At 30.8% G+C, this 11,293-nt stretch carries 13 protein-coding genes; all 13 read right to left on the reverse strand.

Annotated elements, in window-relative coordinates; translation table 11 throughout:
- On the reverse strand, positions 1-257 hold a 257-nt coding region (locus MK851_RS15440; protein WP_320244901.1), incomplete at its 3' end, for a hypothetical protein.
- Entirely contained in the window at positions 257-1,237 is a 981-nt protein-coding gene (locus MK851_RS15445; protein WP_320244903.1) for a hypothetical protein, read from the reverse strand. The genes MK851_RS15445 and MK851_RS15440, both read right to left, overlap by 1 nt.
- Positions 1,237-1,386 (reverse strand): hypothetical protein, encoded by a 150-nt coding sequence (locus MK851_RS15450; RefSeq protein WP_320244905.1) that lies wholly within the window; start codon positions 1,384-1,386, stop codon positions 1,237-1,239. The genes MK851_RS15445 and MK851_RS15450 overlap by 1 nt, the downstream gene beginning before the upstream one ends.
- Before the next feature lie 146 nt (positions 1,387-1,532).
- Positions 1,533-2,216 (reverse strand): hypothetical protein, encoded by a 684-nt coding sequence (locus MK851_RS15455; protein ID WP_320244907.1) that lies wholly within the window; start codon positions 2,214-2,216, stop codon positions 1,533-1,535.
- Positions 2,216-3,223 (reverse strand): hypothetical protein, encoded by a 1,008-nt coding sequence (locus tag MK851_RS15460; RefSeq protein ID WP_320244909.1) that lies wholly within the window; start codon positions 3,221-3,223, stop codon positions 2,216-2,218. Before MK851_RS15460 ends, MK851_RS15455 begins: the two co-directional genes overlap by 1 nt.
- Entirely contained in the window at positions 3,210-4,361 is a 1,152-nt protein-coding gene (locus tag MK851_RS15465; RefSeq protein ID WP_320244910.1) for a hypothetical protein, read from the reverse strand. Before MK851_RS15465 ends, MK851_RS15460 begins: the two co-directional genes overlap by 14 nt.
- Positions 4,362-4,469: 108 nt before the next feature.
- Complete coding sequence (locus MK851_RS15470; protein ID WP_320244911.1) at positions 4,470-5,324, reverse strand: hypothetical protein; 855 nt, start codon at positions 5,322-5,324, stop codon at positions 4,470-4,472.
- Positions 5,325-5,483: 159 nt separating this feature from the next.
- A complete protein-coding gene (locus MK851_RS15475) occupies positions 5,484-6,413 on the reverse strand; it encodes a hypothetical protein (protein WP_320244912.1) in 930 nt (309 codons plus the stop codon).
- Positions 6,414-6,417: 4 nt separating this feature from the next.
- A complete protein-coding gene (locus MK851_RS15480) occupies positions 6,418-8,988 on the reverse strand; it encodes a hypothetical protein (RefSeq protein WP_320244913.1) in 2,571 nt (856 codons plus the stop codon).
- A gap of 8 nt (positions 8,989-8,996) precedes the next feature.
- The gene (locus MK851_RS15485) at positions 8,997-9,485 is read right to left on the reverse strand and encodes a DUF4280 domain-containing protein (protein ID WP_320244914.1); all 489 of its coding nucleotides are present in this window, start codon (positions 9,483-9,485) and stop codon (positions 8,997-8,999) included.
- 11 nt (positions 9,486-9,496) lie between these two features.
- On the reverse strand, positions 9,497-10,339 hold the full coding sequence (locus tag MK851_RS15490; RefSeq protein ID WP_320244916.1) for a hypothetical protein: 843 nt from the start codon (positions 10,337-10,339) through the stop codon (positions 9,497-9,499).
- Positions 10,340-10,345: 6 nt separating this feature from the next.
- Positions 10,346-10,492, reverse strand: coding sequence for a hypothetical protein (locus MK851_RS15495; protein ID WP_303511232.1), 147 nt, complete (start codon positions 10,490-10,492; stop codon positions 10,346-10,348).
- Positions 10,493-10,494: 2 nt separating this feature from the next.
- The coding region (locus MK851_RS15500; protein WP_320244918.1) for a phage baseplate assembly protein V at positions 10,495-11,293 on the reverse strand (799 nt) is incomplete at its 5' end.

Below are 11,293 nucleotides of genomic sequence, written 5' to 3' on the forward strand. Positions count from 1 at the left end.
TCGTTAATACAGGTAGTATGCCCCATTAAACCAACTTGTTTAAAAAGATTAAACACCATTCTTCCATTTACATACAACTCATAAAAACAACCACTTTGGTTCGCTTCTATAAAATATCTATTCATGCTTTTGTATTGTAAAGGCTGTATGTTGCTGTATAGTTTGTCTATGGGTCTCATTTCTTTTGTTTGCCCACAAGCTGTAAGCACCAACAACATACAAAACAAATAAACACTATATAAAAACGCTTTGTGCATTATCTTATAATTTCTAATTTATTGCTTCCTTTGGGTTTGTGTAGGTATATGTAAGAGTAATTTCTTATTTTACTTTTATTCCCATCATCATAAGTTTTCTCATATCCATGAGAAAATGCTCCATAACCTTTATTTATTATACTTTTTAAAGCTACAATTCTCCCTTTTCCTCCAAAAATCATTTTATATTTATCTAAAGGAACTTTTCTTTTAAAACTAGAATCAAAAATCTGTTTGAAACTTCTAATTCTATCCTTAATACTTTCCTCATTAACATCATTATACGCTTCAGATTTTAAAAATTCTAATTCTCTGTTTTTAACTAAGTCTACCCATTTAGCTTCGTCTTGATTATAAATAACATCTGATAGGTTGTTGTGAAAAGCTACTACTTCTTTTTCTAATTGTTTTTGATCCATTTTAGTTAAATCTTGCGACTCACTCCAGCCTGTTACTTCGTAAGGAACTTCTGCATAAAACGTAAAGGTATGTTCATAATAAGGCAAACCTTCTATTTTAATATCATTCTTATTTCTAGTACTTGCTTCTGGAATTTTAAATGTTACTACTTTTTCATCGCTGTCTTCTACCTGTGTATCGTATTTTTCTATTTTTACTTCTATTCTTGCATTCTTGGTAAACGTGTCAAACCTTTCTACTTCTGTTTGTCCTAAAGGGTATAGCTTTACGGTAACTTCTTGCATTCCACTTTTTAAAATAGCATCGTTAATACAGGTGGTATGCCCCATTAAACCAACTTGTTTAAAAAGCTTAAATACCATCCTACCATTTACATACAACTCATAAAAACAACCACTTTGGTTCGCTTCTATAAAATATCTATTCATGCTTTTGTATTGTAGGGGTTGTATGTTGCTGTATAGTTTGTCTATGGGTCTCATTTCTTTTGTTTGCCCACAAGCTGTAAACACCAACAACATACAAAACAAATAAACACTATATAAAAACGCTTTGTGCATTACCTTATAATTTCTAATTTATTGCTTCCTTTTGGTTTGTGTAGGTAGATATAAGCGTAATTTCTAATCTTTCTTTTACGTCCATCATCATAAGTTCTCTCATAACCATAAGAAAAAGCACTGTAGCCATCTTTAGTTAAATTCTTCAAAGCTATAATTTTACCATTTCCTCCAAAAACTATTTTATACTCGTCTAGTGGTTCTTTCTTTTTAAACTTAGAATCAAAAATTTGTTTAAATTTCCTTTTCCTACCTTTAATACTTTCTTCATTAACATCATTATATGCTTCAGAAATTAATACTTCATGTTCTCTATTTTAAACAATTCTACCCATTTAGCTTCGTCTTGATTGAAAATAACATCAGATAAATTATTATAAAAAGCTACTACTTCTTTTTCTAACTGTTTTTGATCCATTTTAGTTAAATCTTGCGATTCGCTCCAGCCTGTTACTTCATAAGGAACTTCTGCATAAAACGTAAAAGTATGCTCATAATAAGGTAAACCCTCTATTTTAATATCATTCTTACTTCTAGCACTTGCCTCTGGAATTTTAAATGTTATTACTTTTTCATCGCTGTCTTCTACCTGTATATCGTATTTTTCTATTTTTACTTCTATTCTTGCATTCTTGGTAAACGTGTCAAACCTTTCTACCTCAGTTTGCCCTAATGGATATAGCTTTACAGTAACTTCCTGTATACCGCTTTTTAAAATAGCATCGTTAATACAGGTAGTATGCCCCATTAAACCAGTTTGTTCATAATGACTAAATACTGCTCTACCATTTACATACAACTCGTAAAAACAGCCTATTTGGTCTGCTTCTATAAAATATTGTGGCATGCTTTTGTATTGTAAGGGTTGTATGTTACTGTAAAGTTTGTCTATGGGTCTCATTTCTTTTGTTTGCCCACAAGCTGTAAGCACCAACAACATACAAAACAAATAAACACTATATAAAAACGCTTTGTGCATTACCTTATAATTTCTAATTTGTCACTTCCTTTTGGTTTGTGTAGGTAGATGTATTCATAATTTCTTATCTTACTTTTACTCCCATCATCATAAATTTTTTCATACCCATGAGAAAATGCTCCATAACCTTTTTTAACAAGACCTTTTAATGCTACTATTCTTCCATTTCCACCAAAAATCATCTGATATTGATCTAATGGTTCTTTTCTTTTAAAACTAGAATCAAAAATCTGTTTGAAACTTCTAATTCTATCCTTAATACTTTCCTCATTAACATCGTTATACGCTTCAGATTTTAAAAACTCTAATTCTCTGTTTTTAACTAAGCTTACCCATTTAGCTTCGTCTTGGTTATAAATAACATCAGATAGATTGTTATAAAATGCTACGACTTCTTTTTCTAATTGTTTTTGATCCATTTTGGTTAAATCTTGCGATTCGCTCCAACCTGTTACTTCGTAAGGAACTTCTGCATAAAACGTAAAAGTATGTTCGTAATAAGGCAACCCTTCTATTTTAATATCATTCTTATTTCTAGTACTTGCTTCTGGAATTTTAAATGTTACTACTTTTTCATCGCTGTCTTCTACCTGTGTATCGTATTTTTCTATTTTTACTTCTATTCTTGCATTCTTGGTAAACGTGTCAAACTTTTCTACTTCGGTTTGTCCTAAAGGGTATAGCTTCACGGTAACTTCTTGCTCTCCACTTTTTAAAATAGCATCGTTAATACAGGTGGTATGCCCCATTAAACCAACTTGTTTAAAAAGCTTAAATACCATCCTACCATTTACATACAACTCATAAAAACAACCACTTTGGTTCGCTTCTATAAAATATCTATTCATGCTTTTGTATTGTAAGGGCTGTATGTTGCTGTATAGTTTGTCTATGGGTCTCATTTCTGCTGCTTGTTTTTTTTCTTTTGATGTGTTGGTTTGCGCGCAAGCAGTAAGTATAACTGCTAACAATGCTGTAATAAGGACGCTTGTTTTATTTGTTTTCATATTCAAATTGTTCTTTTGATTCAAAGAGTTCAAAAATATAGTTTCTACCTAAAGAAGCATTCGAAGAACCCAATAAGGTAAAAGGCACTTGTTTGTCATCCTCATTAGAGTCATATTTATCTTCATCTCTTATTTTTACTTCTACGTTTTGCTTATACGTTCCTTTCAATCCCCCAAAATATACCACTTTTTCCATATAAGGCCCTCTTCCTTTAGTATAACCTACTTTTTCCACGAGACCGATGCTACTATTCAACTTTAACTCTCCTTCAATACTGGCTTCTACCTTAACAGGCTCAAAAAACCAAAGTGTTTTAAACTCTTTCTTGTATTTTAAACGAGCTTTTGCCTCAATACTTATATTAATAATTCCGTCTGTTTTAATTATATCACCTTTGCGTAATACTTTATTGTATTCGTTTTCTTGCTTAACGGCGTTTTTGTTTAAAGTAAGCTTATTTGTATGAGTGTTGTAGCTTATATTTATATCAGAAACTATCCTACCTTCTGCTTTGGCTATTAATTCAAACTTTCCATTCGTTTTTTCTTCCATGCTTTTTACAAACTCTTTTAAAGGGCCTTTTAAAGAATCGGAATCTATTTTGTATTCAGTATTTAAAGCTAACAGAGGGTCGGCTTTAAAGGTAAAATCAAAAATAGTTGCATACGCTCCTTTTGGTTGCATTTCTTTTCTTAAGGCAGCGTTCATGGTTATTTTAGGGGTTGTTAAAGTAAGGTTGTATTTATCTAAAAATTTATTTACTTTATCTTTTCCTTTGTTAATTCTCTTAGCTACTTTTTGTGCTTTTTTTAATTGTTGTAACCCAGGTGCAAGCTTTCCTCTTGTTAGGTATATCATTAATACATCTATAGCCAAGGTAAGTAATACTACTCTAATTATTTGAAAATGTAAGTGGGCTTTGTAGGGTTGTATTTCGGCATAATTAATGAGTGACCCTACTTGGTTTTCTCCGTCGGGTATATCGTACCTTACATGAAAACCAAGATACATATCTGTTTTACTCTCTTTTATAAAATCACGTAGAACTTTTTCTAGCTCTGTTATGGCTGTTTTTGAGTTGTTATTTATAGATAATACGTCAAAAAGAGGTTTTATAAAATTAAGTGTTTTTTCCAAAGCACTTGCTAAAACAGATATATAGGTGGCGTCTCCTTTTACTAATGGAAGCTCAATGTTATCGTGATATAAAATATCTTTTTTTTCTACATCTAAAGCTAAGTGTGTTTACCATATTTTAAGCTCTTTACTTCCTTTTGGCATATATAAAAAAATGGGGTCACCTCCTTCTAGGTATGCCTCTTCACCATCTTCATATTTATAATTACCTTTAATATAAATCATAGGATTATTATTTTTTTGCCATAAAGCAACTATCTTATTATCTGCATAAAATTGCATTATATAATTTTCAATAGGAAATATTTCTCTATTATACACTCGTTCATCTGTTAAAGCATAACCTACTTCATGACTCTCTTTAATTGTTTTTTTATCAGTAATATAAACGCTGTTATTGTAAACTATTCTATTATGCATTTGTTCTTTTAAATAACCTACTTCATCAAACTGTTCTCCTAATTTAATAATACTATTGTATTTGGCTACAACCTTATTTTCAATATCTTTTATTGTCTTTAAATCTTTAGCTTGGTCTAACTCTTTACTATAATCGAAAGGTACATTAGCCGTTAAAGTTACTTTACTTTCATAATAAGGTAATTTTAATTCTCCGATATTTGTTGGACTTTCAAAAGTAGCTATAGTTTTATACTCTTTTAGACCTGATTTTTTATCTGGTGCTTCTGTAAAACGCAATTTTACATGGGCATACTTAGTTACTAAGTCTTCTCCGTCTTTAGGGTATATTCGTATGGTTGCAGTTTGCACACCACTTTTAATTATAATACCATTTAGAGGTAACATCATTGATTCACCATTGTTTTCAGTTAAACGATAATCTATACTACCCTCTATTTCTATAACTAATTTACAACCTGTTTTATTAATCTGTACTCCATATACAGGACGCTCTTTAAATACAGTAATGTTTTTATACAGCTCATTTAAATATTCTTCCATTTTTTCTTCTTTTGTTTGCCCGCAAGCTGTAAGCACCAGCAACATACAAAACAAATAAACACTATATAAAAACGCTTTTTGCATTACCTTATAATTTCTAATTTATTACTTCCTTTTGGTTTGTGTAGGTAGACATAATAATACCTGTGTCTAATAAATTTACCATATTTTAAGTTCTTTACTTCCTTTTGGCATATATAAAAAAATGGGGTCACCTCCTTCTGCGTATGCCTCTTCACCATCTTCATACTTATAATTACCTTTAATATAAATCATAGGATTATTATTTTTTTGCCATAAAGCAACTATCTTATTATCTGCATAAAATTGCATTATATAATTTTCAACAGGAAGTATTTCTCTATTATATACTCGTTCATCTGTTAAAGCATAACGCACCTCATGACCTTCTTTAATTTCTTCTTTACCAGTGAAATAACCACTGCTATAGTGAATTATTTTACTATGCATTTGTTCTTTTAAATAACCTACTTCATCAAACTGTTCTCCTAATTTAATGATACTATTGTATTTGGCTACAACCTTATTTTCAATATCTTTTATAGTCTTTAAATCTTTAGCTTGGTCTAACTCTTTACTATAATCGAAAGGTACATTAGCCGTAAAAGTTACTTTACTTTCATAATAAGGTAATTTTAATTCTCCAATATTTGTTGGACTTTCAAAAGTAGCTATAGTTTTATACTCATTAAGACCTGATTTTTTATCTGGTGCTTCTGTAAAACGTAATTTTACATGGGCATACTTAGTTACTAAGTCTTCTCCATCTTTAGGGTATATTCGTATGGTTGCAGTTTGCACACCACTTTTAATTATGATACCATTTAGAGGTAACATCATTGATTCACCATTGTTTTCAGTTAAACGATAATCTATACTACCCTCAAATTCTATGACTAATTTACAACCTGTTTTATTAATCTGTACTCCATATACAGGACGCTCTTTAAATACAGTAATATTTTTATACAGTTCATTTAAATATTCTTCCATTTTTTCTTCTTTGGTTTGGCTAACACAGCTTTGAAAACATAAAGCTATGCTTAAAATTATTATTATTCTCATCATTTATCTAATCTTCAAGTAAATACCACTTTTTATTATACATATTTTGTTTAGGCTCTACCATTTGATAAGGTTTTTTATTGGGGCCAATTGAAAAACCTCCTTTATCTACTTTAGCAGTAACATAAACAATTACACCATTAAAATCAGCATTCATTTCAATAAAAGGACCTTTATCATCTTTTCCTGTGGCACCTCCAATAGTAATAGAAGTTTCTCCTTTAGCTCCTATTTCAAAACCAGCTTTTTTAGATTTGTCATCTACCTTATCTGCCTTAAAAGTAATTTTTTTTATGTTAGCTTCAGCTACTACACCTAATTCAACACCTACACCTACAGTAGTACTGCTTTCTAACTTTACATCTTCATCTTGGTTAAAGTAAACAGTTCCTTTTAAATCTATCTTACCAAAACCATAAAGGTTAAAATAAATTTCAACACCAGCAACTAAGAGTACTAAATTAGCTGCTTTAAGAAATTGACCAATTACAGGTAAGAATTCCGCAGCTGCTAATAAATCAAGAGTACCTGTACCTTTAATTAAAGGAGTAAATCCAAAAGCAATGCTACCTTGTGGCTCTACAACCCCATTACCTATGTAAGTATTTTTCCAATTACCTTCTATAGATATTACTGGGTAGTCTAACTTGAAAGTAAAAGGCATTTTTAAAAGTTTACCGCCCATTTTAGCAGCCATACCCTTTTTAGTTTTTGTAACACCAGTAATATTATCCATAGTTTCTTTGATAGCAACTATGGCTTCTAGCACTTTTTTTATCTTTGCTTCATACTTTGCGTTGATTATTTCATTAGTTTCTCCTCCATATGTAGCTTTTAAATTGATATTAAAATAAACTTCTCTTGTTTTATATTTTTTATTTATACCCGCATTCCTTGATCTTTTGTTATGAAGAGAAGTTCTTGAAGAATCTTTCATATTCGTATAGGAATATGCTTCTGGGTTTTTTGAACCTACTTTTAAAATTAGTTTCCATGCCATTTCTGGATATATTTTAAACATAGGTGTTCGTGTATACCTACAGCTTTGTGCTTTAACTGTAAAAGTATAAGGAGTACCCCCGAAAATATATTTTCTAAACACATCAAAATCATTATCAGCTTCATAAGGATAAGCGACATTTAATCGTAAAGAATTTTCTGTTGGTATTCCCTCTACTTTTAAAGGTGTGATTTTTCCAAAAAAACGACTTGTAACAGTGTCATTAGATAATTCATCTATTACAAAAACATTATTTTTATGTAATTCTGTTTCATCTTCACAATTAGACACAAAAGAGTTGGTCTGTAGTTCTAATATACCTACACCTTTTTTTACATCTGCTACAAACTCTAAATAAGGTATTTTATTATCTGTTAAAGGTCCCTCTTCTTCTTCTTTTAATATTATTATCTTTTCAGAGAAGTCTTTTAAGTTTACACTAAGCTCTTTATAGGAACACTCTTTTTCATATAGCTGTGTTATTAATGGCGGTTGCCATACTTTTACAATATTAGGAGAAGTTACATAGTCTTCTTCATTTACCGTTGCACTAAAATCGCTTTTGTAATTTACCGTAAGGGTTACCTCGCGTTTTATAGTTGGGTAATTATTGGTTATAGCATGTTTGGATACTGGTGTAAAAGTAAACACCATTATATACTCTTGTAAAGAATCTTCAGAATCTTTTGCTTCTTTATGATTGGTTTTACCTGCCCAACTTAAATTAACTACATGCTCATCTATAAGTGAAACATTATAATCTAAAGAAGGATTGTACTCGTCTTTGGGTATATTTATATCTATTAAAGTACTATAACCTCTTGTCATAGACTCTCCTTTATAAAATACCTCTTTGGTTAACTCGTAATCTTCACTTAAAACATTGTGTAAGTGCATGTGTATGTCTAAAACATCACCGTATAGTAGCTCTTGCTCAACTGAGTCGCAAGTATCCTTTTTAATAGGGTTGCTACGAACTATTTTTTCTGGTAATGTTCTTCTTTCTACTAAAAGTGACAGTACCTGAGGTTTATCTACCGCTAAAATAAAGGCTCCTTGTTCTTTAAATTCAGGCGTATAATTAATACCTTCTAACCAAATACCTTTACCTAATGTTCTTTGAATATATTTTAAATTACCAAAAAACACTCCTTCTCTTTTTTCAGTATGGCTTTTGTACGGGTTTGTAGCTAAATATGCTCTTTTAACAAAACCTGTAGTTTCTAGGGTATAAGCATGAAAATCAGGGTTTAAAACCTCCTCTCCATCTTTATTTAGGATATACCTTTTTCCATATTTAGTTCCTTTATTTAACTCATTTAATAGTACATGTAGTTCTTTTTGGTTTTTTGGAACACTTTTAAAAGTTCTGAATTTTCTAGTTTTAAACCTGTTATGTGATTGTGCAATCCAGTATACATTTTCTTTTGTTTCTTTTACATTTTTAGCTTTTAAAACTTTTAAATGGAAATTTACTGCTTTACTAAGAGGTATTTCAAAAACTTTTAAATCTCTATATATTCTCTCGGTAACAACATCTTTATCTTGTTCGTCTACAACAATTATTTTTTTTGCCATAATACAGGTTATTTAATTTCTAATAAATCAGTATCGTTAGTGTCTTCTATCGCCTGCTTTGGGTTTGCAAGTGGATTCATTTGACTATGTACTGTTGTATTTGTCTGTGCGGCTTGACTTTCTGATGGCGCTCCTACCTGTCCGTGAAAAGTAAACTCTACACATGGTGCTCCTGCAATGGCACAAATAGCTTTACTTTTTTCTGTTAATATTTTTCCTTGGTTACTTAATGTTACCTTTTCATAAAAGTCTTGCCATTGTGTTACGTTTGGCATGCAAGGTAAATAACTACTTCCAGAGGGTTGTAGTTTACACTGTCCAAAAGTTTTTGCTTTAAAGGGTTGCCCTATATCCATAGTAGAACCTACCATTTTTTGAGAACCACTAGACTCGTTTATATAATGTTTATGTGTACTTACTACTGCAAAGGTGTCGGGTGCAAAACCATGTGCACATTTGCACATAGCTCCGTTGCAAATTACTGCTACATCACTCATAATAATTTTTTTTAAATTTTAAATAGGTTGCTAAACCAATTGTCTTTTTTCTGTTTCTTTTGTTTTCCTTCTATAACTTTACCATTTTTATAACTAAAGCTTATATTGTCCTCTTTTCGTTCTTTAAGCTGAACTATACTACTATTTATTTCACTATCTAACTCTTTGTTATAATACATTTCTATACGTAAAGGCGTAAGGCTTTGCTTTTCTACTAAATGATGTAATAGCAAGGTATTTCCTTTTTCATCTGAGCCTTTAAAGGTTACATCGTGTATATTTTCTGCTTTTTTAAGTGTTTGCATTCCCACAAACAACGCTTCGGGTTGATATGGATGTATAGGTATGTTTACCTGATAGTTATCTTGTATTGGTTTATGTTGATATGCTACTGGTAAGCCATAGAAAAATAGTGCATATAAAAAATCACTTTTTAAACGCTCTGTAAATATACTTTCATTACTTACCGATTTTTTAATTTCAGTAAAATAAGCATCTGTTACTTCACCAGTAAATTCTCTTTGAATAGTTGGTAGCTGCTTATTAAAACGTTCTTGTATTTCTTCAAAATTAAAGAGTTTATAGTTGAAGCCAAATTTAGAAATATGTAACTGTAACGGATATATAAGTGCTGCACAACGTAATGCTAAAACATCTAATATTTCTTTTGGTTCTTCCTTATTAATGAAGAACTGCTTTCTGTTAATATGAACTATGTAATCTTTTTGATTATAAGCTTGATAAGCAATATCAAATATATAATTGGTAGTAATTTGTTCTTTTAAAAAAGTACAGGTAACACCATAACTATTCTTAACACCATGGTTAATATGATCGTACACTCCAAAACTCATACTTTGCTATTTAAAAACAATACCTTCTTTCCCTGTTTCATTTACTAAGGTTTTAGATAAACTGTTTATGTTTTTAGCCTTTATGGAAATATCATTTTTAGTAGAAAGTGTAATTTTCCCTTTAGCTATTTTTATAATAGTATTTTTTTTCATGTTTAAAAAAGGTTACTTTGTTTTCCGCTACTATTATTAATTTTTTGTTCTGCTTGCTTATTTATGTTGCCACTAGCTAAAAGGTCTATTTCTTTTCCTGCTTCTTGTATTATTTGCTCTGCTTCATTCTTTATTTCTTCATCTGCTATTTGAATTATATTGGTAGCTTTAAGCTTGTGATTTCCTGAAATATTTTCTCTTTTGTCTTTACCTGTGGTAATATTTAAATTTTCTCTTACCACAATGTCTAAATTTTTAGACATAAAAGTCATGTTTTCATTTGCAGAAATAACTATAGAACTTTCATGCGTGTTTAACTGTATCATGTTACTGTTCTTATCGGTAATCGTAATACTTTCCTTACCACTTGTATCGTTTAACTCAATAATATGCCCTCCACGTGTAACGATACTTTTTATCACATTTTTTTCTCTTCCACCTGCTCCATTTTTACCTGTAAACATGCTTCCCATAACAAAGGGGCGGTTAGGGTCGTTATGCTCAAAACCTACCATTACTTGATCTCCTACTTCTGGTATGAATACAAAACCTCTATTGGTTTTAGTAAGATCACTGCTTCCTGCATCGGGAGTCATTACACGAATAAAGTCTGTTTTTGCGCCAATAGCTTCTTGCCAGTAAAACTGAACTTGTACACGTCCTTTACTTTCTGGGTCTTTATTACTTACTACCGTTGCTACTTGATTGTTAGCTACTGCTGGCACTATGTTTTCGTTTAATGGTAAACTTTTTGTGTTTGCAGGGATAGCTTCAAAAGTATTAGAATATGCTCCTCCTACA

Origin of the sequence: Tenacibaculum sp. 1B UA (assembly GCF_033978845.1) — a bacterium.
Classification (GTDB): domain Bacteria; phylum Bacteroidota; class Bacteroidia; order Flavobacteriales; family Flavobacteriaceae; genus Polaribacter.